This is a genomic window from Candidatus Rubrimentiphilum sp. (genome assembly GCA_035710515.1).
In the GTDB taxonomy this organism is placed as follows: Bacteria; Vulcanimicrobiota; Vulcanimicrobiia; order Vulcanimicrobiales; family Vulcanimicrobiaceae; genus Rubrimentiphilum.
Genome location: DASTDE010000002.1, coordinates 127,764 through 151,427 on the forward strand (window position 1 = coordinate 127,764; position 23,664 = coordinate 151,427).

Below are 23,664 nucleotides of genomic sequence, written 5' to 3' on the forward strand. Positions count from 1 at the left end.
ACCAAGTGATTTAAGACATTATAGACAGCGAGAGCCTCCGGCTTATTCAGGTCACTTTTCTCGATTCTGCCTCGCCAAATAGCATCGAGAAACTCGACATACGTCGCCAATGTTGCGGTGTAACCGGGATAGTACGTGGCGCCGGTCTTAACCGGCGCCCATCCCAACGGGACGCACTCATGATATTGGTACTTCAGACGATCGGATAGCTGCTCCAGAAGGGCCTGATTCGGAATTGAAGGCTTGGGCGCACACGCACTCAGCAAGACGGCGAAAAGCGCAACGGACCCGATCTTCACAACAGGACACTTCCGAGCCGTGGCCGCAATCGCCGCTTACCCATACTTGAAACGACTGTTTCAAGTATGATATTCTGGGCGGGTGACCCGGACCGCGGACCCCGAGCGCCCTAGCGAACTGCTCGAGAAGATCATCGAGTACGTCCTTGAACACGGGCTGACCGGCCTGTCGCTGCGGCCATTGGCTAAAGCAATCGGGTCGAGCCCGCGCGTTTTGCTCTATTATTTTGGCTCCAAAGAATCGCTAGTAGCACAGATTTTCGCGCACATCAGGAAGCAGCAGCACGCCGCCGTCGCGCGACTTAACGAGCAAACGTACGTGCATCCGACCGATGCCTGCCGCGCCGGATGGACGATGATGAGCTCAAAGCAATTCTTGCCGCTCTACATGCTCTTCTTCGAAACGTACGCCTATGCGCTGCGCAATCGCAAAGATCACGGCCCGTTTCTACGGCACGCGATCGAGGACTGGCTAGAATTCATCGAAGCGCCCGCGCTTGAGGCCGGCGCTGATGCGCAACAAGCGCGCCGCTACGCGACGATTGTCCTTGCCGGCTTTCGCGGCTTCATCATGGATTTGTGCGCCACCGGGGACCGTGAGCGCGTCGACTCAGCGGTGAGCGAGTGGCTGGAAACATTGCACTATCATCTTCCGAGGAAGAAACGCCATGCAGCCACAGCCTGAAATTCGAAAAAATGCGCTAACGTTTGTACTCATCTCGGTCCTGCTGGACATGATGGCGTTAGGCGTGATCGTGCCTGTTCTCACGCCGCTGATCAAGAGCTTTACGCACACGAACGTCAGCGCGACCGAGTGGATCGGCATCTTCTCCACGATCTTCGCCTTGATGCAATTTATCTTTTCGCCGTTGCTGGGCGTGCTCTCCGACCGGTTCGGCCGGCGTCCGATCATTTTGCTATCCAACCTCGGACTGGGCTTGGACTACATCATCATGGCAATCGCCCCGAGCGTTGGCTGGCTGCTGGTCGGGCGCGTGATCTCCGGCGTCAGTTCGTCAAATATTTCGGTCGTCTACGCCTACATCACCGACGTGACGCCGCCCGAAAAGCGCGCCGCCGGATTCGGCATGATTGGGGCAGCGTTCGGGATCGGATTCGTCCTCGGCCCCACGGTGGGCGGCTTGCTGTCGGCGCACGGGGATCTGCGGCTTCCATTTTGGGTGAGCGCGGGTTTAAGCTTGCTCAACTTTCTCTACGGATACTTCGTACTGCCTGAGTCGTTGCCGGAAAACTTGCGCAACCGCTTTGAACTAAAACGCGCGAACCCGCTCGCGGCGCTAAAACTCTTGCGTTCTCACGGTGAGCTCTTCGGCATTTCGATAGCGTATTTTCTTGCGATGGTCGCGCACGATGCGCTCCCGACCATCTGGGCGATTTACGGGATCACGCGCTATCATTGGGACTCCAGGACGATTGGATTGTCCGTTGCGATGGTCGGACTCTGCCAAATCGTCGTTTCCGCAAAATTTGTCGGGCCGGCAGTGAAATGGCTGGGAGACCGGTACGCGATGGTAGCGGGATATGCATTTGGAGCCGTCGCCTACATCATTTGGGGGACGGCTCCGTCGAGCGGCTACTTTTACGCCGGCATTCCCATTCTCGCGCTTTGGGCCATCGCGACGCCGGGACTCCAAGCGATTGCGGCGCGACACGTGACGGCATCCGAACAAGGCGAGTTGCAAGGTGCGCTTGGCAGCATTCGCGGCATTGCGACCATCGTCGGTTCCAGCCTTTTCCCGATAACGTTCTATCTGTTCATCGGCAGTCTCGCATCATTGCACGTCATCGGTGCGGCGTGGTATCTCGGGGGTCTCCTTCTCATCGGCACATGCGCCATCGGATGGTACGCGACGCGCGGCGAGCCGGAGCTGCATGCGGTTTTGCAAACGCAGCCCGCACTGGAAGAAGTCGAATTCTAAACCTGGGCCGCTCCTAAGTACGCTTCGGCAACTGCGGGATTTTGTAACAACGCCGCGCCGCTGTCTTCGAACCGCATCGAGCCGGTTTCCAGCACATAGCCGCGGTTTGCGATCCGCAGCGCTTGTTGCGCATTTTGCTCGACCAGCAGAATCGTCGTGCCCCGTTTGTTGATGTCTCTGATGACGCCGAAGATCGTTTGAACGATGATTGGCGCCAGGCCTAACGACGGCTCATCGAGCATGAGCAGCCGCGGCGCACTCATAAGCGCCCGCCCAATCGCAAGCATCTGCTGCTCGCCGCCGGACAGGGTGCCCGCCGCCTGGTCGAGCCGCTCTTCCAGTCGAGGGAACGTAGCGAGGACGAATGCCAGCCGCTCCTCGATCTCACTTTTGGAGCGCACCGTGTACGCGCCAAGCGCAAGATTCTCGCTTACGGTCATGCGCGCAAAGACTCGCCTGCCCTCGGGCGCGTGCCCAAGGCCGAGCCGCACGATCTCGTCGGGCGAACGCTTGCGCAAATCTTTGCCGTCGAATGATATCGTGCCCGAATATGGCACGAGTCCTGAGATCGCGCGCAGCATCGTCGTTTTTCCGGCGCCGTTGGAGCCGAGGAGTGCGACTATTTCGCCTTCCTCGACGCGCAGCGAAACGTCGCGCAGCGCGCGGATTCCGCCATATGAGACGCTGAGGCCGGTAACCTCGAGAAGTGTCACGCCACGGCTGTTCCGAGATACGCGGCAATCACGCGAGGATCGTTGCGCACTTCTGCGGGCGTACCGTGCGCGATCCGTTCTCCGTGATCGAGAACAGTGATCTCCTCGCTCACGTTCATGACGAGCCCCATGTCGTGCTCGATTAGCAGAACGGTCACGCCACGCTCCCGGATCGCGTGCACCAGCTCGCTGAGCTCGTGCTTCTCCTTCGGGTTCATGCCGGCGGCGGGCTCGTCCAACAACAGGAGCTTCGGCCGGCTCGCCAGAGCGCGGGCAATTTCCAATCGCCGTTGCGAGCCGTACGGCAAGTTGCACGCGTAGGTTTCAGAGACGCCTTCCAAACCGACGAACTGCAGCAGGCCGCGCGCTCGCTGTCTAGCTTCCCGTTCCTCGCGGCGCTGACGCGGAGTGTGGAGAAGCGAATCCCACAACTGCGCGTTGAGGTGCACGTCTTCGCCGGCCATTACGTTATCGATTGCCGCCATGAAAGAAAAAAGCCGGATATTCTGAAAAGTGCGCGCGATGCCGGCGGCTGCAATCCGGTGAGTCGGCCAGCCATCGATTCGTTTGCCTTCAAAAAGAATCTCGCCCGAACTCGGCGGATATATTCCCGTGATCGTATTGAACAGCGTGGACTTGCCTGCGCCGTTCGGGCCAATGATCGCGGCGATCGCTCCGCCTTTCACGAGCAAAGAGACGTCATCAACTGCAACCAGCTCGCCGAAGCGCTTGGAAATGCGCTCAAGCCGCAGCATGATGCAGTTCCTCCTTGCGCTGACGGCTCGGCAACAGGCCTTCCGGTCTGAAGAGCATGATCGCCACCAAGATCGCCCCGTAAATGAAGAAATGGTAGTTGCCGAAATCCACGTGCAGGCCCACATTTGCAGCAATGACGTTCGCCTGGGGCAGCACAACGTTGTTGACGAGCACGAGCACCAGCGCACCCACGACGACTCCCGGCACATTGCCCATGCCTCCCAACACCAGCATCGACACAATCAGCACGCTGACTTGAAACTGGAACAGGTCCGGTGACACCAAGCTCAGCTTGGCGGCAAAGACGACGCCGGCTAGGCCGCTGAACGATGCGCCAAGCGCGAACGCTGCGAGCTTCACGGCGGTGGTGTTGATTCCCATGTGCCGCGCGGCGAGCTCGTCCTCACGGATCGCCATCCACGCGCGTCCCAGCCGGCTGTCGCGCAGATTGTTCGCGAAGAGCAGCACGAGCGCAATCAAGCCAAGCACCACGTAATAGTACGGAATCGTATTCTGTCCGAACGACCGGCCGAAGAAAGACGGGAAATCCAACGCTCCAATGCCGTTCGGGCCGCCGGTATATTTCGTCAGGTTTTGAAAGATCTGCGGAACGATTTCACCGAAGCCGAGCGTGACAATCGCCAAATAGTCGCCGCGCAAGCGCAGCGTCGGCGCCCCCAAGATGATTCCGAAGAGCGCCGCAAATGCCGCGGCCAAGAACAGCAGCAGCCAAAACGGCAGATGCAAATTGAACTGTGGGCTGGCCATCATAGCGTACGTATACGCGCCAATTGCAAAGAACGCGGCGTAGCCGAGGTCCAGCAGACCGGCGTAGCCGACGACGATATTCAGGCCAAGCGCCAGAATCACGAAGATGCCGGCGTCGGCGAGCACATTGAAGGTTGCGTCATTGCGATCGAAGATCGGCGCGCACAAAAGAGCCACGCCGAGCGCAAAGTACAAGCCGCGCTTGGCGCGCAGGTTGCCGACGCGCTGCGCAGCGACGACAATCGCGATCGCGACCAAGAAATAGACGTAAATCATGCGCGCTCGAACACCGCTTCACCCAAAAGTCCGGACGGGCGAAAGACCAGCACGAGAATCAAGATTGCGAATACCGTGACGTTGCTCCACTGGCCGCCGAATTTCCAGGTCGCAAACGACTCGATGATGCCGATCAGGAAACCGCCGAGCATCGCGCCGCCGATGTTGCCAATCCCACCCAGCACGGCCGCTGTGAAGGCTTTGAGACCGGCGCCGAAACCGTTGAAGAACCACGTCGATTGGTAGTAGACGCCCGACACGAAGCCGGCTACGCCGGCCAGCGCGCTGCCGATCAGGAATGTCAGCATGATCGTTTTGTTGATGTTGATGCCCATCAGCTGCGCGGCGTCGCGATCTTGCGCCGTGGCGCGCATTGCGCGGCCTAATCGCGTGTTATGAATGAAGAGCTGGAGCCCGACCATCATCACGACCGCCAACCCGACCAGAAGAATCTGCTGCGCGCCGATTGCCACGCCGGCGACCGCGATCGACGGATTCGGGACGACCGCCGGAAACGACACCGGCGACGGACCCTTCCAGACTTGCATGATGTTTTCGAGGATGAATGAGACGCCGATCGCCGTGATAAGCGGCGCCAGGCGCGGTGCGTTCCGTAAACGGCGATATGCGAGCCGCTCGATCAGCACGCCTACGATGCCGCAGAGTAGCGCCGCGCCGATCAGCGCGATCGCTACGTCCACAACGAGCGCGACGCCATGCAGTTCGCCCGAAACGCCCAGCGCGGTCAAGATTGTGAGTGCGAAAAACGAGCCGAGTGTGTACACATCGCCGTGGGCGAAGTTTATGAGCCCGATGATGCCATACACCATCGTATAGCCGAGCGCGATCAGCGCGTAGATGCCGCCTAGTGAAATCCCGTTGACGAGTTGCGCTAGGAATTCATGCATTTCGTGCGCCCCTCGTCACGCGTGCCTTTGGCACGCTGCTCGGGGATGGTTCGACAAGCTCACCATGACACTCTCGCGAGCGCCCCTCGTCACGCGCCCTGGGCGCGCTCCTCGGGGTCCTTCGATACCTCAGGATGACACTACACTACAGCTTCAACTGGATCTGCCGAATGAAGTACGACTGTCCGTTCTTAAAGCCGTACAGGCTCAGTACCGGATTCGTCACGTCGCCGTTCTTGTCGAAGCTTATGCTTCCGATGGGCGTCTCGATCTTGGTCGTCGCGACGCGCGCCACGACATCCGCGCGTGAAGGCACGCCGCCTCCCTTTCCAATTGCTCGAATAACTGCGTTAGCGGCGACTTGCGCAGCCGCATACGCGTTCGCGCTGTACGGCCCGATGTCAGAGCTATAACGCGCTCGGTACGCTTTAACGAACGCCTGAGCCGCCGGAAGTTTCTCGGCGTTCGGAGCGGCCAGCGTGTAATAGCTGCCGTCGGCTTGCGCACCGGCGACCGTCGCAAGATCGGCGATGCCGTCGCCACCGAAATAGGCAACTTTCCCGAGGCCGACGCCGTACATTTGCTTGCGCAACAGGCCGCCTCCGGTGCTCGTCACGCCGCCAAAGAACACGACATCCGGCTTCGCGGCCGCGACCTTGAGCAGCAACGCCTTGAAGTCTTGGGTGTTCTTGGCGAGATGATCGCGCGCAAGCACGGTGCCGCCGTCGGCCGTGAAATCTTTTTCAAAACGATCGGCCAAATCCAGCCCGTACGTTTCGTTGTCGTCGATGATGTAAGCGCGTTTGTATCCAAGCGATTGCGCGAATTGCGCGAGCGCCGATCCCTGGCGCGAGTCCGTCGTGCAGACCCGGAAAAACGTGATGAGATTGGGATTCGTACGCCGCAGCTGCTTTGCTTCGGGTCCTAACGTAAGATTATCGGCCACAACCGACGGACCGATCTGCGCCATACTCGCTGCGTTGGTTACCGGAATCTGCGCGCGCGCTACGTTCGAATTATACGGACCCACAACCGCGAGCACTGCGTTGTCGCTGATAAAGCTGCGCACATTGGCTGCGCCCTGCTCCGGGTTATGCACTCCCTGCACGGCATCGTCGACGGCCACTCCCTGCAGCGTGAAACCGCGAGGCATGCTCTTTTGCATCTGCTCGATCGCAAGGAGCGCGCCTTGCTCTGTACTGATGCCGACCGAAGCGTCTCCACCCGAAAGCGGCAAGTCGATGCCGATTTTCACGACGGTCCCCGCAGTCGCCGGGCTCGGCGCGGCGGTCACCGCGGACGTGGTTGTGGTCGTGTTTGTTTTCGTACCGGAGCTGTTGCCGGAACATGCCGTGAGCGCGGCCAGCGCTGCAGTCGCAAGAATCAAACGCATGCCGCCGGGTTACGCTGAAGCGGGTTCGAGTTCCCTCACGGCCGCGGCATTAAAGTACGCCGCCTTCGGATGATGCATGATGATCGCGGCGGTCGATTGCTCCGGCACGATTTGGAAGGCCTCGGTCAGATGTACGCCGATCGCGTTGGTCGCGTCGAGCAAGCGGAACGCGATTTCGTGCTGCGAGAGATCCGGACAGGCGCCGTAACCCCACGAATAGCGTTTGCCCTCTTCGTTCGTCAAGCCGAGTTCCGATCGAATGCGCCGGTGCGCGTATTCCGCCAGCGCTTCTGCGCTTTGCACCGAGAACCCGTGCAGGAAGTACGACTCGCTGTACTCTCCGGCAGCATGCAGTTCGGCGATTTTCTCCGCGACGCGCGATCCCACCGTGACGATCTGCAACGCGACGACGTCCACGCCGCGCCCGTCTTCGGGCTCGCGCAGATAATCCGCGAGCGAGAGATGTTCGCCGCCGGCCTGGCGCGTGAACGGGAAGCGTGCGATCTCGCGCGATGAATCCTTGGGATCGTAGACGATCACGTCGTTGCCGCTGCCGGCAGCGGGGAAATACCCGTAGACGAAGCGCGGCTCGAGCAATTCGTCTTTGATCGCCACGCTTTCATAACGCTGCAAGCGCGGCTCAAACTCTTCTTTCACCAGTTTGTCGAATGCGTCGCCCTTTGTATTGGCGGCGCCCCACGACAGCCGGTACAAGCTGCGCAGGTCGAAACACTCCCACAGCTTCGCTGGATCGATCTCGCGCACGACGCGCGGCCCGAAGAATGGCGCCTTGGGCACCGGCACGCGATCGGATTTCACGGCCGAGTACTGAATCGCGCCATTGGTGGAGGCCACCGCTTGCGGCGCGGCGCGCGGCGCCAGCGCTTCGCTCTTGGCCTGCTCGACGAACCGTTCGCGCGCCGCCGGATCGCCGGTGAGCGTTTCCATGACCTGCAAGCCCTCGAATGCGTCTTTGGCGTAAAACAGGCCGGGCTCGAAAAAGCGATTGCCTTCGAGCACGGAGATGCGGCGGCCGAAGTCGCGGTTGATCGCCGCGCCGCCCACCAGCACGGGAAACTGCAGGCCGCGGGTATCTTGCTCCTGGACGCAGACCGGCATCTGTTTGCTGGTCGAGACGAGCAGCGCGGAAAGCCCAATCGCGTCGGCTTCAACTTCAACGGCCTTCTCCAAGATCGTATTCATCGGCACTTGCTTGCCGAGATCGAAGACCGTGTAGCCGTTGTTTGCTAAAATCGTGTGGACGAGATTCTTGCCGATGTCGTGGACATCGCCGAACACCGTCGCCAGCACGATCTTACCTTTGGTTTGGCCTTCCTTCTTCTCAAGGAACTGTTCCAGATGCGCGACGGCTTTCTTCATCACTTCGGCTGATTGCAAAACGAACGGCAAGATCAACTCGCCCGCGCCGAACTTATCGCCGACCTCTTTCATAGCGGGCAATAGAATATCGTTGAGAACCGCGACGGGGTCGCGCGTCTCGAGCGCAGCGTCGATCTTCGCCTCGATGCCGTCTTTGCGGCGGCGCAAGATTGCATTGTGAATGCGTACTTCGGGCGGAGCGTCTGCGTCCTCGTCGACGGCGTCGCCCTTCGATGAGCTCTGCGTAACGCTTGACTCGTAGTGCTCGATCAGGCGCTGTAACGCGTCCGGACGCCGGTTGTGCACGAGGTCGTCGCACAAGTCGCGCTCCGTGGCATCGAGCTCGGCGTACGGCGTTATTTCTTTGGCATAGACGAGGGCTAAGTCAAGTCCGGCTTGCACGCAATGATGCAGGAACACCGAGTTCAGTGCCGCGCGCGCGGCCGGCTTTAAGCCGAACGACACATTGCTCACGCCAAGCGACGTCAGCACACCCGGCAGCTCTTTCTTAATGGCTTTAATGCCTTCGATCGTCTCGATTGCCGAGTTGATGTACTCGTCGTCGCCGGTGGCCAGTGTAAAGGTCAGATCGTCGAAGATCAGCGCGCCGGCGGGCAGCTTGTATTCATCGACGACGATGTCGTAAATGCGTTTGGCGACCTCGAGCTTACGCTGCGCGGTCTTGGCCATGCCCGTTTCGTCGATCGTCAGCGCTACGACGGCCGCACCGTGCTCGATGGCCAGCGGCAGCACGGCATCGATCTTCGCGCGCCCGCTCTCCAGGTGAACGGAGTTGACGATCGCGCGGCCCGGATATGCCTCGAGCGCGGCTTGAAGGACGCGCGGCTCTGTCGAGTCGATCATTAACGGTGACTCGACCGATTGCGCGAGCTTGCGCACCAAGTCGTGCATTTGTACGTCTTCGTCGGTGCGTTCGGTCAACGCGCAGCAGATATCGAGCGCGTGGGCTCCGGCTTCGACCTGTTCGCGCGCGACCAGCGCGATATCATCGTAGTCGTCCTCGAGAAGCAACCGTTTAATCTTGCGCGAGCCTTGCGAGTTGATGCGCTCGCCTACCAGCAAGGGACGCGGCTCCTGTTCGAGCGCGATCGCAGTCATGGCCGAGGCGACAAATTGCTTGGGTTGTGGGACCGGCGTGCGCCCGCGTTTGCCTTGCGCCTCGAGCGCATCCACTTCGGCACGAATCGCCGCGATGTGCTCCGGCGTCGTGCCGCAGCAGCCGCCGACGACGTTCACGCCGAAGTCGCGCACGAACTCCGCGAGCTCGCGTGAGAGTTCGGCCGCCGTCTCCGGATAGATCGTTTCGCCCTTTGGGCCCATCAGCGGTAAGCCCGCGTTGGGAATCACGCTGACAAAGCGATCGGAATTCTCGCACAGATACCGGATCGAATCGCGCATCTGCGACGGGCCCGTCGAACAGTTCAAACCGATGACGTCCACCGGCAGCGCACCGACGGTCGCACAGATCGCGCGAATGTCAGTGCCGAGCAGCATGCGGCCTTCCGTGATCAGCGTCGGCTGCGCCTGAATCGGAACGCGACGCAACCCTTTGGCGAACTCGCGTGTAATGCCGGCGACCGCCGCTTTGAGTTCCAATAGATCTTGCATCGTCTCGAGCAGCAGCAGGTCGGCGCCGCCCTCGACAAGATGCCGCGCTTGTTCGCCGTAGATCGCAACGAGTTCGTCAAACGTGATCTTCGATAGCGACGGATCGGACGAAGAGATCAACATGCCCGTCGGTCCCATCGAACCGGCGACGAAGCGCGGGCGTTCGGGCGTTGAATATTTGTCGCAGGCGGCGCGCGCCAGCTGGGCCGCATTGCGATTGACTTCGGCAACTTTACTGCCGAGTTCGTATTCGTCGAGCTTCAAGCGCGAGGCGGTAAACGTGTCCGTTTCCAGTACGTCGGCGCCGGCTTCCAAATACTTTTCGTGAATATCGCGGACAATGTCGGGGCGCGTTAAAACGAGAGCTTCGTTGCAGCCCTGATAGCGAACACCGCCGAAATCCTCGGCGGTGAGTTCGAGCGCCATGATCTGGGTGCCCATGGCCCCGTCGAAGACGAGCACCCGCTCGCCCAAGAGTTGCAGATAGTCCGCCAATTTTATCCTTTGCGGGCGCTGATTTCGCCCACGGCGCGCCCAGCTCGATTATATACTATCGGCCGCTCGAGGTCCGCGAGTTTGGTCAGTTGCGCCTCCGAGAGTAGCTGCAGGCTCCGCAGCATAGCCAGCACCGCGGGTCCTCGCGCTCGTACCGTGCCGTCCAGAATCTTGCAGACCAGGCCAACGCTTTGCGGCAGCGCGGCCACGCCGTGAACGCCTTCCGCCCCGGCCTTGGAGGCAATCGAACCGCCCGCGGTTTGCATCAAGCGCGCATCGAATTCGCCGGTTCCTGAGACGTATTCGGGAAAAGCGATCATCGCATCGCGTACCGTCTGCAAAGCAACCGCTTCGTCATCGGAAACGCCGTCCGGCGCAGCCAAACGCAGAAAGGAAAGCGCGGCGTTCCGCAACGGCACCGCGTAAACCGGAATACCGCATCCGTCAACGCCGATTGGCATTGCCTCAGCCGTCGTTCCCGAGACGCGCGCGCAAAAATCTAAAATGCGCTGCTCCGCAGGATTGCTCGCCTCGAGGTACGTCTTGGGATCGGCGCCGATGATCTTGCACAGCGCCAGAATGCCGGCGTGTTTGCCCGAACAATTGTTGTAGACTTCCGTCGGTGCGATTCCGGCGCGTTGGAGTTCCTGCGCCGCGGCTGCGTTATATGGCGGATGCACGCCGCACTGCAGCGCGCTTTCCGGCATGTCAATCTTGCGTAGAATCGATCGCACTGCCTCGACGTGAAAGGATTGCCCGCCATGCGAGCCAGCCATGACCGCAATCTCGCGCGGTTCAAGACCGAAACGTTCGCGCGCACCGGCAGCGAGCACCGTTGCGGCGATAAACGGCTTCGCGCTCGATCGCAAGAAGACCGGAGCCGCGAGGACTTCTCCCATTGAAAGGACCGGCTCGCCACGAGAGTCGACGGCGCAGGCCGCGACGTGATGGATCGACTCCACCACGCCGCCGCGCGTTACTTCAACAAAGGGCTCGCCGCGTAACGCGCTAGACGATTGCGGCTTCGACAACCGGCGTTTCTTGTTCGGCGAAAACCGGATTCGAGAGGTAGCGCTCTCCGGTGTCGGCGGCGACAGTCACGATGAGCTTGCCTTTCGACTCCGGCCGCGCCGCGACTTGCAACGCCGCCCAAATGTTCGCCCCCGACGAGATGCCAACGAGCATGCCTTCTTCTCGCGCGGCCCGGCGCGTCGTTGCGATCGCGTCGGCGTCGGTGACGCGGATTACTTCCTCATAGATCTTCGTGTTCAGAACCTTCGGAACGAAACCGGCTCCGGTGCCTTGAATTTTGTGCGGTCCCGGAGTGCCGCCCGAAAGAACCGGTGACGCATCGGGCTCGACCGCGATCACGCGCACGCCGGGTTTACGCTCGCGCAGAACCTCGCCAACGCCGGTAATGGTACCGCCGGTTCCAACCGCGGCGACGAAGACGTCGACCGTTCCGTCCGTATCGCGCCAGATCTCCTCGGCGGTCGTGCGGCGGTGAATCTCCGGGTTCGCGGGATTCTCGAACTGCTGCGGCATGAAATACTTGGGCGGGTCGCTCGCGCGAATCTCGTTGGCCTTGGCAATGGCGCCCTTCATGCCGTCCGCGCCCGGCGTCAGCACCACTTGCGCGCCGTAAGCTTTAAGGAGGTTGCGGCGTTCGACCGTCATGGTGTCGGGCATCACCAGAATCAACGGATAGCCCTTGGCGGCGGCGACGAACGCGAGCGCGATTCCGGTATTGCCGCTGGTCGGTTCGATGATGACGGAATCGGGACGCAGACGGCCCTCACGCTCGGCGGCTTCGATCATCGAGATGCCGATGCGGTCTTTCACCGAGCCGGCCGGATTGAACGACTCCATCTTCACGGCTACCATTCCGGGCAGGCCCTTGGCCAGCCGGGGCAGTTTTACGAGCGGGGTGTTGCCGAACGAATCGGCGAGATTTTCATATATGCGGCTCATGCCAGCCATGAACCAGGCTCGGCCGCCAAAAGCTGCAACCTAACGCCATGGTCCGCTTCGGACAAACCTGCGCGGCGATCGCAGCGCGCGCCGGAAAACTCGAAAAGATTGCCTTGCTCGCGGAGTACCTCCGTTCGCTTAGCGACGCGGACTTAAGCGCGGCGGCTCGATTCTTCACCGGCAATCCGTTCGCGGCGCGCGATCAGCGTAGCCTCGGCATCGGTTACCGAACGATCGTCGCGGCGGCCAGGAACGCGTGGGGATTCGACGACGCCCAGCTCGGCTCGATGTACCGCGAGCGGCGACTTGGGCGTGGCCTTAGGTCCGTTCGTGAGGCCGCCTATGGACCTGGCGCTTTTCTCGGAAACGCTGACGCCGGCGTCGCTCTTCCTGATTTTTGAAGAGATCGCGGCGGCCTCCGGCAAGTCGGCGGGCCGAAAACGCGAGATTCTTTGCGAACGCATTTTGCGAGCGTGCACCGGCGCGACCGAAGCGACGTACGTCATTAAAATCATGACGGGTGACCTGCGGATCGGTTTGCGTGAAGGACTTGTGGCGGACGCGGTTGCCGCGGCGTTCGCGTGCGACGCGCACGAGGTGCGTCGCGCCGTCATGGCTGCCGGCGACATTGGAGCCGTCGCGATAGCGGCGCGCGCAGGGCGGCTAAGCGAGGTCCGAATCGGGTACGGCTCGCCCATCGGGTTCATGCTTGCTACGCCCGTGATGTATGGATCAGAGTATAAAGACTTACGCGGCGAGCAGTGGCTGGTTGAAGATAAATTCGACGGCATCCGCGCGCAAGCGCACAAAACCGGCGACAACGTGCGGATATTCTCTCGCACGCTCAATGACGTAACACAATCCTATCCCGAGGTGGCGGATGCGCTGCGCGCGACTTCCGGAGACTTCATGCTCGACGGCGAGATCGTCGCGCAGCGCGGCGAGAGCGTGCTGCCGTTTCGCTACCTGCAAGCACGCTTGCAGCGCAAGATAGTCGACCCGCAATTGCTGAAAGACGTTCCCGTCAAGTTCTTTGTGTTCGACATTCTTGCTTCGGGCGAGCAGTTTCTGATCGACGAGCCGCTCATTGAACGGCGCGCACGGTTGGCGGAAACGGCGGTAGGCGGCCCGCATCTGGCCGTTGCGGACTTCGCACCGTTGCCGGAAGGCGTGACTCCCGAGGAGATACACGAACGGTTCGAAGCTGCGCGAGCGCGCGGGCACGAAGGCATCATGCTCAAACGCAGCGATGCGCCGTACCATCCGGGGCGGCGCGGCAAATGGTGGCTCAAACTCAAACGCGAGCTGTCAACGCTCGACGTCGTCGTAGTGGCGGTCGAATGGGGGCACGGGAAGCGCGCCAAGGTGCTTTCGGATTACACGTTCGCAGTGCGCGGACACGATAACGAGCTGCTGACGATCGGAAAAGCGTATTCGGGTCTAACCGACGTTGAGATCGCGGAACTCACGCAATGGTTTTTAGCGCACCCTTCGATACCTCAGGGTCCTTCGATACCTCAGGATGACAACAGACCTCACGATGACAACGACAAGCGGTTCCCGCATGCAATAGCGGTTGAGCCGAAGATCGTGCTCGAGGTGGCGTTCGACATCATTCAACCCAGCGATCTGCACGAAAGCGGATTCTCGCTGCGATTCCCGCGCATCGTGCGTATCCGGGACGACAAGCCGGCCGAAGAAATCGACACGATCGAGCGCGTTCGAGAAATCTACAGCGACATGCTCGCGCGCGAGGGCTTGCAGCCTTAGCGGAAGGACCGCATGAGTACCAAGGACGAACGCGGCAACCCGATGGGGATGGAGCTCCCCGATAACCGCCTCTCCGGCTGATGGCTCCTGTCAACGCGAACGCTAGACGGGAGTTTTTTTATGAATATGTGGACGGTTGCGGCGATTTGGATGGCGCTGGCGGCAGTAAGCGCCGTGATCGCGATTCGCATCAAAATGCCCGCCGCTTTGGCGGAGATCATCATCGGCATGCTGGCCGGCAACCTAATCGCGTTGCGCACAAATGCATGGATCGATTTCGTGGCCGGTTTCGGCGCCATTCTTTTCACGTTTTTAGCTGGCGCGGAGATCGACCCCGCCGTTCTTCGCAAACAACTCGTCCCCTCAACCGTGCTCGGCGCTGCTTCGTTCCTTGCGCCGTTTTTGGCGGCGATGGGATTCGCATTATTCCTGGCGCACTGGCCGGCAAACGCTGCCAAAATCGCCGGGCTCGCAATGTCGACGACGTCGGTCGCGGTCGTGTATGCGGTTATGGTCGAATCGGGCCTGGCCAGCCGGGAATTCGGACAATTGATTCTGGCGGCATGCTTCTTCACCGACTTGGGAACCGTAGCCGCGCTCGGCTTGTTGTTTGCGAACTACAATGTGTGGCTGGCTCTTCTTGGCGTGGGAATCGTGGTTGCAATGGTGGCCGTCCCGAAGGTATTGCCCATCGTTGTGGAGCGGACGCGTCGTTATGTCAGCGAGCCGGGCCTGCGCATACTGTTTGCGATCATTTTCGTTCTCGCTGCTTTGGCGACGTACGCGAAGAGCGAGGGCGTTCTTCCAGCCTACTTCCTTGGAATCGCGTGCGCCGGCTTTATGTTCACGTATCCCGACATCAAGCGCCGGCTGCAAACGATGACGATGACGCTGCTCGCACCGTTCTACTTCATCAAAGCCGGAACGTATATTTCATTTGCTGCAGCCGCGGGCAGCGTTTGGCTCATCGTCGCGCTGTTTTTCGTGAAAGTGGTCGCCAAGATCGCGGCCATCCTGCCAATCGCCCGTTACGCCTTCAAATACTCGAAAAACGACGCGAGCTATCTCACGCTGATGATGGCTACGGGCTTGACGTTCGGGACGATCTCGAGCCTGTACGGATTGACCCACCATTACATCACTCAAGCCCAATACACGACGCTGGTGACGGTCGTCATTCTGACCGCCATCATCCCCACGCTGGTGGCGCAGGCGCTCTTCAAACCGGCCGAGGAGCCTGAAGAGATGGAAGCCGAGGTGCCGTGATGGGTATGCAGGGAGCAGGAGGTCATACCATGTTTCGAGGTCTCACCGCTGCCGTGACCAGCGCCGTTCTCTTCGCCGGCGCGGCGCTCGCCGCGCAGGCGGCAAAGCCGGCAGCTTCACCGCTAGTTCAAGCCCAGTTGAAAGGTCACTGGGTATGCATGCAGACCGGGACCAGCTCCGGGACATTCAACGAAGACTGGACTCCCGTTTTCGGCGGCTCGTGGCTGCGCGCCACGGACAGCGTGAAGGGCGTCACGACGGCCGAGCACACGCTCACATACAGTAAAGCGATCAGCACCTGGATCGTTCTCGACGCATTCCCGACCGGAGCCTACGATATCTTACACGGAACCGGCACAGGTGCGACGCGCATCGCCTTTCATGCCGTTTATCCGAAATTGGCCCTTGCCGTAACCTACGCGCGGCTTTCGCCCGCGAAATACACGGTGGACGTAAACGGAAACATTCAAGGCAAGAAACTGGCCACGCACAGCGTCTGCGCGAAGCGCTAGGGTTGAGGCGAGGGCGACGCTTGTAGCTCGTCGATAATTTGGAGCGGGGTTTTTATCTGGGCGACCAGTTCGTCGGCCAGGCGTAACTCCGCAACGTTCGAACGGTGCGCGCGCTCGATGGCGAGCGCTTGCGTCATAGCTGCCTCAGCGGTAGCGCGTCCCGTTGCGACGTTACCGCGCTGCGCGTCGGCGGCCCCGATGTATGCTGACAGCCCGGTTTCAAAGAGCAGCAGTTTGTAGCGCACGTCGGCGCGATCTTCCCGGCTCCCACACTTTTGCGCCTGAGCGCGCAGCGCAATAAAGGCGTTATAGGCGGTCTGCGGCTTGCGCCGCATGACGTCCCGCGCCGACTCGAAGCCGTGCAAGAACGTCTTGTACGATCCGCGCCCGCAGCGCGCCTCGGCGGACATCGCGCACGTGCAAAGCGCGAACGCCGCAGCGGTGATTGCAAACACGTAACGCATGGCTCTAGATTTTCCCATCATCCAGCAAAACAACCCGCTCGGCGGCGCGGCGGATCCGGTAATCGTGCGAGGTTATCACCACCGTCGTTCCGCGGCTGCGCGCCAACTCCGTAAGGATGTTCGTGACGATGGCTCCGTTCTCGGCGTCGAGCTGCGACGTCGGTTCGTCGGCCAGAATCGCGCACGGATTTCCTGCCAGCGCACGCGCGATGGCCACCCGCTGTTTTTCGCCGCCCGATAGGTCTCGCGCCGGCCGGTCCGCCTGCTCGTGCAGCCCGAGTTCGGACAGCAGATCGCGAGCCGCCTTGCGCGCATCTCGGCCCCGCACGCCGCGCACGTGAAAAGCCAGCTCGACGTTTTCCGAGCCCGTCATCGAATTGAAAAGATTGAAGCCTTGAAACACGTAGCCGAAATGCCGCAAGCGAAAGCGCGCGAGTTCCTTGCGGCCAAGGTGCGTTAGGTCGGTTCCTGATGTGACGACGCTGCCGCTCGTTGGCGTTAACAAGCCGCCGATAATCGAGAGCAGCGTGCTCTTGCCCGAGCCCGAGGGTCCCATCACCAAAAGCATCTCGCCACGTTTGATCTCGAGCGAAACACCTTTGAGCGCGTGGACGGGTTTCGGGCCCGGATAGGTCATCCGGAGATCGCGCACGGCAACCGTTACGTCGTTGTTCACGTGCTATGCCCGGAAGACCAGCGCGGGATCGGCTCGCGTGACCCGCTGCATGGCGACGACGCCTGCGCCCGTGCAGATTACGAGAGCCAGGATGAGCACCTCGATCGCGCCGGCCGGCGTAATCAGAATGTCCACGCCGCGGTCCGCCGCTATCGAGCGTAGCCCGAACGTTAGCGCCAAACTCAGCACGTACCCGATGCCCGCCATGATCGCCGCTTGCAGTGCGATTACTCCGTAGAGATAGCCGTCGCTTACGCCAATCGCTTTGAGCGTGCCGTACTCTTGAAAATGCTCGTTTATCGACGTGTACAGGATCTGGCCGACGACGGCGATGCCCACGATCGCGCCCATCAGTGCAATCAGCGTGAGGATAAACCCGATCCCGGTTCGTTTCACCCAATAATCGCGCGTGGTTCGAATCATTTGTTCGCGCGTCAATGCGCGAACATGTGGAATGCGCCGCTCGATCGCCCCTGCCAGCTGCGCGACGGCGGCCGGATTCTTGGCCTTCACAAGGACGTACATGATCGGGTCGCTCTCTTCGAGCGGCGGCGGCGCGGCGCCGGACGGCGAGAAAAACGAGAGTGCTGTCGGCGTATACACGTTTGCCGTTTCAAGCGACGTATAAAAAAACGTCGCCGAGACAATCGGCTGCGTGCCATGAGTAACGTAGGCAAGATGCGCGGGAAGCGTCCCAATTGTGCCGCTCTCTCCGGAATGCTGCAAACCGAGGAGGCGCAGCTGCGTTGCATCAATCGCGACCGCGTAGGGCCGGCGCAACTGCCGAACGGTTGCGCGATCGACGTTACCCGGGTTGAATAGCGTTCCGTTCGGATCGAAGCCGACGATGCGTCCCAGCGCAAGCAAGTCGTGCGGACCCCGCCAACGCGCAACTCCAAGCGAAAGTGCTTCCACTTGCGCGACGCCCGGAACGGCGCGGACCTTGGCGACGTCCCCGTACTGAAGCGGCAGCGTGCCCTCGAAGTACAACATTTCTGGCGCCGTCACCCAAATGTCGGCCGGAGATTCTGAAATCGGCAGCGCCGTTGAGTTGACGAATCCGGTGAACAGCGCGACCTGCACCGTGAGCAGGGTCACGGCAAAAACGATCCCGCCCAACGCCACGAAGAACCGCGGCATGTCCTCGAAGAGCGTCTTGCGCGCCAGCGTTAAAATGTTATTTGTTCTTGAACCGTGCCGTGCGCTTTTCGTTGTAGGAAGCGAGCCCTTCTTTCGCGTCTTCGCTCTTGAAGAGCAGCGACTGGAGCTCGCGTTCTAGCGCTAGTGCGTCCTGAAGCGGCAGTTCCATGCCCGTCTGAACGCTGCGCTTGATGTGACCGACCGCCATCGGCGCTTTGTTCGGCGACGTAAACTGCTTGGCGTATGTCAGCGCCTGATCGCGGAAGCTCGCCGCGTCGCCTTCGTACACGTCGTTAACGATTCCCCAATCCAACGCTTGCTCGAAGCTGAAAGTGCGTCCCATCGCCATCAATTCGATCGCGCGAGACTTTCCGACCAGCCGCGCCAACCGCTGCGTTCCGCCGGTGCCCGGCAACACGCCGAGCGCAACCTCGGGCAAGCCGATCTTGCCGGCGTCCTGACGCGCGATGCGTATGTCGGCCGCCATCGCGATCTCCAGACCGCCCCCGACGGTGTGCCCGTTCAACGCCGCGATGACGAGCTTCGGCGTCTGTTCCAAGCGCGAAAGCGTCTCGTTGGCGTGCAGGCAAAAATTGTACTTGAACTCGGGTGTGACGTTGTTGAGCATGGCGATGTTCGCCCCGGCCGAAAAGAATTTTTCACCCTTGCCGATCAGAACGATGACTTCCACATCAGTATCGAACCGCGCATCCAAGATCGCTTCGTCGAGTTGACGCATCATCTCGTGCGTGTACGTGTTGGCGGGCGGATCGTCCATCTCGATGATCGCGACATGTCCGTCCTTGCTGTAATTGATGACGCGTTTGCCGTCGAAGCCGCGCGCCTCGCGCCCGAACGGCGTTTGCGCGGCAGCGGGGCCATTCACGGTAGTAGCCATTATTCTTTTCCTTTAGGTGCGATCCAACTCGCGTCTTTGGTGTATTCTTGAACCTTTGCTTCGTCTTCCACGGTCGGCAGCATGGTGGGCAGGTACGCATCCCATTCGGCCTGGGTCAGCTGCCGTCCGTCCACGCTCCAAAACTGGCCCGCATACTGACCGATTTTCCGGTTGAAGCGGATGTCCGGCACGTAGAGCTTCGCATCGGCTGCGTTAACGGCATTGACGCGCTCGACCGTCTTGCTGATTTCATCGTAGAACTGTCCGCGCGCGCGCTCGTTCAGGTGCTCGCGATCGGCGGAGTCGCCGGCCTTGTCTTCGTCCACGCGGCCTTTAATGCCCCACGTGTACGCCCACTGCGCCGAGCCTGAGTGATCCGTTCCGAAGAGATCCAGCGATCCTGAGATCCACTTGTTGTAGTACTTCTGCTGCAGGTCGACCGGAATCACGCCGGCCTGTGCGATGCGCCGCAGGCCGGAGATGCCGGTGCCCATGTGATACGACTCCTCGCGTAGCATTGGGCCCATCGACTGTGCGAGCGGAGCGAAAGCCGAATGCGAGAGCATCGTCAGTTGGAACTTGCCGTCGCGGTCCATGAAGTTGGTGTAGGCGAAAAAGTCGAGCCAGTGCGTGACGTCGTCGTTGAACGCATGCAGCAGCCGGTTTTTCTTGCCGTAGGCGCGCCGCTCGAGCAGTTTTTGTGCTTCGATCTTTCCGTCGTTGCCGAAATACTTGATGAGCACGTGACACATTTGGTAGCCGTGGCGCGTCTCTTCGACCATGATGCGCACGAGCGATGCCAAATCGTATTCCGACGGGGCATTGTTCACGAGAAAGCGCTGCTGTTCGTTTGAAGCGAACTCTGTGTCGCCCTGATAGACGATCATGTTCAAGAGCGCGTCGCGCATGCGCTGGTCGGGCACCTCCATGACTTTGTCCCAACGGCGCTCGCCCTTGAAATCCCCGAAGTAAATCTCATTCGTCGGCAACTCGCCGTATTTGGCTTCGAACTGGTAGCCCGGCATGTAACGGTCGATCAGCTCCTGATTTAAGCCGATGTCCTGTTGCCAGTCCTTGAGCAGGTCCAGCCAATCGTCAAAGGTCGCGATGCGTGCCATGAATACTCCTTATACCACCAAGCCCTTCGAGCCTCGCCACCTCCCGCATAACTCCCCTAGGTAACCGTGCGGAAATCCCCCGGCAACAAGCGGCCATTAACGTCCTCGATTGGGTCGGGGCCGTAGCGTAATTGGTAGCGCGCCGTGTCGCCAACTCGGAGGTGCGGGTTCAATCCCCGCCGGCTCCAGGCCCAACGTGGTTGGGTCTTCCGCCCAGGTCTCTCGCGTGCTAAGATTGCTACGGCGACACGGCAAACTTACGCTACGCGAGGGGCCGCTCAATGAGAGCGGCTCTTTTATTTTCTAATCTGCGTCTTCGTGAAAGTGTAGATGACAGCCGTCCTCGGCGTCTCGCAATACTTCTTGAGCTTCGGAGAGCATCGATTGAGAGACCGGCGGCGCGGATTCGATCTCCCCTTCTTCCGCCAGAAAATCGCTCTCGGACCAATCTTCCCAGGTCTCGAGCGGCTGACGGTCGACTTCGGCCGGAAATTGCACGCAAAAACCTTCGACTAAGTGCAAACCGACCACGAGCACGCGCGTTCCGCGCGGAAAGAATGTTCCGTCCTTCCACAACGTGCCGTATGTGGTTTGATAGGACGTTCCAATTTTTAACGCGTCTATGGTCTATACTCCGAACGGATCGATCGGCTTCTCACCGATGTACGTAATGATACTCTTGATTTCCGAATAGAGTGCCATCGTCTCCATCCCTAATTCGCGCCCGTAGCCGGATTGCTTGTAGCCGCCGAACGGCACGCCCGGAAACACCGCGTACGGCGTGTTGATGGCCACCGTCCCCGTTCGCAGCGCCTTGGCGGCGCGGCTTGCGCGCCCGATGTTCTGCGACCAGATGCTCGCGGAAAGACCGTATTCGCTGTCGTTGGCCAGCTCGATCGCCTGCGCTTCATCTTTAAAACGCGTGAAGCTGGCGACCGGGCCGAAGACTTCCTCGCGCGAGACCCGGTGCGAGGGCTGCGTCTCGTAGGCGCTGACGCTCCAGAACTTCCCATTCTCGAACCCGGGCCCGGCGTTGACCGGCCCGCCGCCCAGCAGCAGCTTTGCACCCTCGCTCGCGCCGATCTCACAATACGATTTGATCTTATCGAGTTGTTCTTGGGTTGTGATCGCGCCGATCTGCGTCTGCGGATCCTCCGGATTGCCGACGCGCAGTTTGCGCGCCTTCGTGGTAAACATCTCGATGAATTCGTCCGCGATGCTCTCTTGCACGAGTATGCGCGAGCGCGCCTCGCAACATTGGCCGGCGTTGTAAAATACGCCATAGAGTGCGCCGTTGACGGCTTGCCGTACATCGGCGTCGTCGAAAACCAGCGAGGGAGATTTCCCACCGAGCTCCAGCGTTACGCGCTTTACGGTCTGCGCCGCCGTTGCCGCAACCCGTTTACCTGTTGCCGTGCTTCCGGTGAACGCGATCTTGTCGATACCCGGATGCTCCACCATCGCCTGTCCGAGACCGCGGCCCTCGCCCGTGATGACGTTGAGCACGCCTTCCGGCAGACCGGCCTCGAGCGCAATCTTTGCCAGTTCGAGTGCAGTGAGCGGCGTCTGTCCCGCCGGCTTGAGGACAATCGTGCAGCCGGCAGCTAACGCGGGCGCAACTTTCCACGACGTTAGCAGCAACGGAAAATTCCACGGCACGATCGCTCCGACGACACCGACCGGCTCGCGCACGGTCTGCGCGAGATAATTCGGCATCGGGCCGGGCAAACTGTTCCCATAATTCTTGGTCGCCGCGCCGGCATAGAATTCGAAGCAATCCACAATCGCGCCGAGTTCGCCCTTGGCGGTTCCAAGCGACTTGCCGTTGTCGCGCACCTCGAGCAGGGCGATGTCGCCCGCGCGCTCCGCGATCAGCTGCGCCATCTTATAGATGATCTTGGCGCGGCGCGACGCCGCCATCGTCGACCATTTTCCCCGCTCGAACGCATCGCGTGCGGCGGTGACCGCGCGATCGACGTCGGCGGCGGAGGCGTTGGCGACTTGAGCGATCACCGCACCCGTGGCCGGATTCGTGTCGTCGCACGTCGCGCCGTCCGACGCGTCGAGCCATTGGTTTCCGATGAAGAGCTGAGTCTTGGTCGCCGTTGCAGTTACCGCCATTAAAGCCTTTCGAAGATCGTACTGATGCCCTGGCCGACGCCGATGCACATCGTCGCCAATCCATACCGCGCCTCGCGCCGCCGCAGTTCGTGCAGGAGCGTCGTCGCGATGCGAGCGCCGCTTGCGCCTAACGGATGGCCGAGCGCAATCGCGCCGCCGTTCACGTTCGCCCTCTCCGGGTCGATCTCCAGGTCACGCAAGCATGCAATCGATTGCGCTGCGAACGCCTCGTTAATCTCGACCAGGTCCATCTGATCGATGCGCAGGCCCGCGTGCGCCAGCGCCTTGCGCGTCGCCGGGATCGGCCCGAGGCCCATGACATCCGGATGCACGCCGGCCGCCGCCGTGGCAACGACGCGCGCGATCGGTTTGAATCCAAGCTTCTTGGCCGTCTCCGCTTCGCAGAGCAAAAGCGCGGCGGCACCGTCGTTGATGCCCGACGAATTACCGGCCGTGACCGTGCCGCCGGTTTTAAAAGCCGGTTTGAGCTTCGCCAACGCTTCCAGGGTCGTGTCGGGCCGCGGATGTTCATCCGCACCTACGTCGCCGACCGCGATCGTTTCTTGCGCGAAGGTGCCGCGCGCGACCGCGGCTTTGGTGCGCATCTGCGATTGGTACGCGAAGCGGTCTTGCTCCTCGCGCCCAATCTTGTAACGCTCGGCGACGTTCTCGGCAGTTTCGCCGAGCGAGATCGGCGGATAGAGCTCCTGCATGCGCGGGTTTATCATGCGCCAACCGATCGTCGTGTCGAACATTTCGATGGCACGATCGAACGGCTTCTCGCCTTTGAGTTGCACGAAGGGCGCGCGCGTCATCGATTCGACGCCGCCCGCGATAACGACGTCGCTTTCGCCATAGGCAATTGCGTGGGCGGCCGAGTTTATGGCCTGCAGGCTGCTGCCGCACAAACGATTCATCGTCGCGCCGGCAACTTCAACGGGAAGGCCCGCGAGAAGTGCAGCCATACGGGCGACGTTACGGTTGTCTTCGCCGGCTTGATTGGCCGCACCAAGAAACACGTCTTCGATCTGCTGCGGCGCAACGCCGGTGCGTTTGACGATCGCTTCAATAACGATCGCGGCGAGATCGTCCGGGCGTACGTTGGCCAGCACGCCGCCGTATCGTCCGATCGGCGTACGGACCGCGTCGACGACTACGACGTCACGCATTT

Annotated in this window: 22 protein-coding genes, 1 tRNA gene and 1 riboswitch; of the genes, 7 read left to right on the forward strand and 16 right to left on the reverse strand. The window is 60.9% G+C overall.

Annotation, left to right across the window (positions count from 1 at the left end):
* The first annotated feature begins 381 nt into the window (after positions 1 to 381).
* Together VFO29_06880 and VFO29_06885 are read left to right on the forward strand one after the other, a co-directional pair.
* Entirely contained in the window at positions 382 to 984 is a 603-nt protein-coding gene (locus VFO29_06880; GenBank protein HET9393223.1) for a TetR/AcrR family transcriptional regulator, read from the forward strand.
* The gene (locus VFO29_06885) at positions 968 to 2,239 is read left to right on the forward strand and encodes a TCR/Tet family MFS transporter (GenBank protein ID HET9393224.1); all 1,272 of its coding nucleotides are present in this window, start codon (positions 968 to 970) and stop codon (positions 2,237 to 2,239) included. The genes VFO29_06880 and VFO29_06885 overlap by 17 nt, the downstream gene beginning before the upstream one ends.
* On the opposite strand, the gene VFO29_06890 is transcribed toward VFO29_06885, so the two are convergent.
* The 8 genes from VFO29_06890 to cysK all read right to left on the reverse strand — a co-directional run bounded on the left by VFO29_06890 (position 2,236) and on the right by cysK (position 12,528).
* Entirely contained in the window at positions 2,236 to 2,952 is a 717-nt protein-coding gene (locus VFO29_06890; GenBank protein HET9393225.1) for an ABC transporter ATP-binding protein, read from the reverse strand. The two genes, VFO29_06885 and VFO29_06890, sit on opposite strands and share 4 nt — an antisense overlap.
* A complete protein-coding gene (locus VFO29_06895; protein ID HET9393226.1) occupies positions 2,949 to 3,707 on the reverse strand; it encodes an ABC transporter ATP-binding protein in 759 nt (252 codons plus the stop codon). Before VFO29_06895 ends, VFO29_06890 begins: the two co-directional genes overlap by 4 nt.
* The gene (locus VFO29_06900; protein HET9393227.1) at positions 3,694 to 4,752 is read right to left on the reverse strand and encodes a hypothetical protein; all 1,059 of its coding nucleotides are present in this window, start codon (positions 4,750 to 4,752) and stop codon (positions 3,694 to 3,696) included. Before VFO29_06900 ends, VFO29_06895 begins: the two co-directional genes overlap by 14 nt.
* Positions 4,749 to 5,660, reverse strand: coding sequence for a branched-chain amino acid ABC transporter permease (locus tag VFO29_06905; protein HET9393228.1), 912 nt, complete (start codon positions 5,658 to 5,660; stop codon positions 4,749 to 4,751). The genes VFO29_06900 and VFO29_06905 overlap by 4 nt, the downstream gene beginning before the upstream one ends.
* Positions 5,661 to 5,805: 145 nt before the next feature.
* Complete coding sequence (locus VFO29_06910) at positions 5,806 to 7,053, reverse strand: branched-chain amino acid ABC transporter substrate-binding protein (GenBank protein HET9393229.1); 1,248 nt, start codon at positions 7,051 to 7,053, stop codon at positions 5,806 to 5,808.
* A gap of 9 nt (positions 7,054 to 7,062) precedes the next feature.
* Entirely contained in the window at positions 7,063 to 10,557 is a 3,495-nt protein-coding gene (metH, locus tag VFO29_06915; GenBank protein ID HET9393230.1) for a methionine synthase, read from the reverse strand.
* Between the two features lie 2 nt (positions 10,558 to 10,559).
* The gene (locus VFO29_06920) at positions 10,560 to 11,588 is read right to left on the reverse strand and encodes an asparaginase (protein ID HET9393231.1); all 1,029 of its coding nucleotides are present in this window, start codon (positions 11,586 to 11,588) and stop codon (positions 10,560 to 10,562) included.
* Positions 11,566 to 12,528, reverse strand: a complete 963-nt coding sequence (cysK, locus tag VFO29_06925) for a cysteine synthase A (GenBank protein HET9393232.1) — start codon at positions 12,526 to 12,528, stop codon at positions 11,566 to 11,568. Before cysK ends, VFO29_06920 begins: the two co-directional genes overlap by 23 nt.
* A 47-nt stretch (positions 12,529 to 12,575) precedes the next feature.
* Between cysK and VFO29_06930 the strand changes: the two genes are divergently transcribed.
* The 4 genes from VFO29_06930 (at position 12,576) to VFO29_06945 (ending at position 16,076) form a co-directional block, all read left to right on the forward strand.
* A complete protein-coding gene (locus tag VFO29_06930; protein HET9393233.1) occupies positions 12,576 to 12,929 on the forward strand; it encodes a hypothetical protein in 354 nt (117 codons plus the stop codon).
* Entirely contained in the window at positions 12,871 to 14,298 is a 1,428-nt protein-coding gene (locus tag VFO29_06935) for an ATP-dependent DNA ligase (protein ID HET9393234.1), read from the forward strand. Before VFO29_06930 ends, VFO29_06935 begins: the two co-directional genes overlap by 59 nt.
* 35 nt (positions 14,299 to 14,333) lie before the next feature.
* Positions 14,334 to 14,395, forward strand: a riboswitch (Fluoride riboswitch).
* A gap of 23 nt (positions 14,396 to 14,418) precedes the next feature.
* Positions 14,419 to 15,564, forward strand: coding sequence for a cation:proton antiporter (locus VFO29_06940; protein HET9393235.1), 1,146 nt, complete (start codon positions 14,419 to 14,421; stop codon positions 15,562 to 15,564).
* 29 nt (positions 15,565 to 15,593) lie between these two features.
* Positions 15,594 to 16,076 (forward strand): hypothetical protein, encoded by a 483-nt coding sequence (locus VFO29_06945; GenBank protein ID HET9393236.1) that lies wholly within the window; start codon positions 15,594 to 15,596, stop codon positions 16,074 to 16,076.
* Here the strand turns inward: VFO29_06945 and VFO29_06950 are convergent.
* The 5 genes from VFO29_06950 to VFO29_06970 are packed head-to-tail and all read right to left on the reverse strand — an operon-like array spanning position 16,073 to position 20,372.
* Entirely contained in the window at positions 16,073 to 16,540 is a 468-nt protein-coding gene (locus tag VFO29_06950) for a hypothetical protein (protein ID HET9393237.1), read from the reverse strand. The genes VFO29_06945 and VFO29_06950 overlap by 4 nt on opposite strands.
* 4 nt (positions 16,541 to 16,544) lie before the next feature.
* On the reverse strand, positions 16,545 to 17,216 hold the full coding sequence (locus tag VFO29_06955) for an ABC transporter ATP-binding protein (GenBank protein HET9393238.1): 672 nt from the start codon (positions 17,214 to 17,216) through the stop codon (positions 16,545 to 16,547).
* A 3-nt stretch (positions 17,217 to 17,219) separates the two neighbouring features.
* Positions 17,220 to 18,356: an FtsX-like permease family protein gene (locus VFO29_06960; protein HET9393239.1), complete on the reverse strand. Its 1,137-nt coding sequence runs from the start codon at positions 18,354 to 18,356 to the stop codon at positions 17,220 to 17,222.
* Between the two features lie 37 nt (positions 18,357 to 18,393).
* Positions 18,394 to 19,254, reverse strand: coding sequence for an enoyl-CoA hydratase/isomerase family protein (locus VFO29_06965; protein HET9393240.1), 861 nt, complete (start codon positions 19,252 to 19,254; stop codon positions 18,394 to 18,396).
* The gene (locus VFO29_06970; protein ID HET9393241.1) at positions 19,254 to 20,372 is read right to left on the reverse strand and encodes a Phenylacetic acid catabolic protein; all 1,119 of its coding nucleotides are present in this window, start codon (positions 20,370 to 20,372) and stop codon (positions 19,254 to 19,256) included. Before VFO29_06970 ends, VFO29_06965 begins: the two co-directional genes overlap by 1 nt.
* Before the next feature lie 116 nt (positions 20,373 to 20,488).
* Between VFO29_06970 and VFO29_06975 the strand changes: the two genes are divergently transcribed.
* Positions 20,489 to 20,560: transfer RNA gene (locus tag VFO29_06975), tRNA-Gly, on the forward strand.
* A 115-nt stretch (positions 20,561 to 20,675) separates the two neighbouring features.
* Here the strand turns inward: VFO29_06975 and VFO29_06980 are convergent.
* From VFO29_06980 to VFO29_06990, 3 genes are read right to left on the reverse strand one after another with little or no spacing between them, the layout of a single operon-like run.
* On the reverse strand, positions 20,676 to 20,948 hold the full coding sequence (locus tag VFO29_06980) for a hypothetical protein (protein ID HET9393242.1): 273 nt from the start codon (positions 20,946 to 20,948) through the stop codon (positions 20,676 to 20,678).
* A 51-nt stretch (positions 20,949 to 20,999) separates the two neighbouring features.
* Positions 21,000 to 22,493 carry an aldehyde dehydrogenase family protein gene (locus tag VFO29_06985; GenBank protein ID HET9393243.1) on the reverse strand — a complete coding sequence of 498 codons (1,494 nt, stop codon included), beginning with the start codon at positions 22,491 to 22,493 and terminating at the stop codon, positions 21,000 to 21,002.
* Positions 22,493 to 23,662 (reverse strand): acetyl-CoA C-acyltransferase, encoded by a 1,170-nt coding sequence (locus VFO29_06990; protein HET9393244.1) that lies wholly within the window; start codon positions 23,660 to 23,662, stop codon positions 22,493 to 22,495. The genes VFO29_06985 and VFO29_06990 overlap by 1 nt, the downstream gene beginning before the upstream one ends.
* Positions 23,663 to 23,664: the final 2 nt, after the last annotated feature.

Coding starts and splice junctions, on each gene's coding strand:
- VFO29_06885 (HET9393224.1), top strand. CDS start 968: ATGCAGCCACAGCCTGAAATTCGAAAAAATGCGCTAACGTTTGTACTC.
- VFO29_06895 (HET9393226.1), bottom strand. CDS start 3,707: ATGCTGCGGCTTGAGCGCATTTCCAAGCGCTTCGGCGAGCTGGTTGCA.
- VFO29_06900 (HET9393227.1), bottom strand. CDS start 4,752: ATGATTTACGTCTATTTCTTGGTCGCGATCGCGATTGTCGTCGCTGCG.
- VFO29_06905 (HET9393228.1), bottom strand. CDS start 5,660: ATGCATGAATTCCTAGCGCAACTCGTCAACGGGATTTCACTAGGCGGC.
- VFO29_06910 (HET9393229.1), bottom strand. CDS start 7,053: ATGCGTTTGATTCTTGCGACTGCAGCGCTGGCCGCGCTCACGGCATGT.
- cysK (HET9393232.1), bottom strand. CDS start 12,528: ATGAGCCGCATATATGAAAATCTCGCCGATTCGTTCGGCAACACCCCG.
- VFO29_06930 (HET9393233.1), top strand. CDS start 12,576: ATGGTCCGCTTCGGACAAACCTGCGCGGCGATCGCAGCGCGCGCCGGA.
- VFO29_06935 (HET9393234.1), top strand. CDS start 12,871: ATGGACCTGGCGCTTTTCTCGGAAACGCTGACGCCGGCGTCGCTCTTC.
- VFO29_06940 (HET9393235.1), top strand. CDS start 14,419: ATGAATATGTGGACGGTTGCGGCGATTTGGATGGCGCTGGCGGCAGTA.
- VFO29_06945 (HET9393236.1), top strand. CDS start 15,594: ATGTTTCGAGGTCTCACCGCTGCCGTGACCAGCGCCGTTCTCTTCGCC.
- VFO29_06950 (HET9393237.1), bottom strand. CDS start 16,540: ATGCGTTACGTGTTTGCAATCACCGCTGCGGCGTTCGCGCTTTGCACG.
- VFO29_06960 (HET9393239.1), bottom strand. CDS start 18,356: ATGCCGCGGTTCTTCGTGGCGTTGGGCGGGATCGTTTTTGCCGTGACC.
- VFO29_06965 (HET9393240.1), bottom strand. CDS start 19,254: ATGGCTACTACCGTGAATGGCCCCGCTGCCGCGCAAACGCCGTTCGGG.
- VFO29_06970 (HET9393241.1), bottom strand. CDS start 20,372: ATGGCACGCATCGCGACCTTTGACGATTGGCTGGACCTGCTCAAGGAC.
- VFO29_06985 (HET9393243.1), bottom strand. CDS start 22,493: ATGGCGGTAACTGCAACGGCGACCAAGACTCAGCTCTTCATCGGAAAC.
- VFO29_06990 (HET9393244.1), bottom strand. CDS start 23,662: ATGCGTGACGTCGTAGTCGTCGACGCGGTCCGTACGCCGATCGGACGA.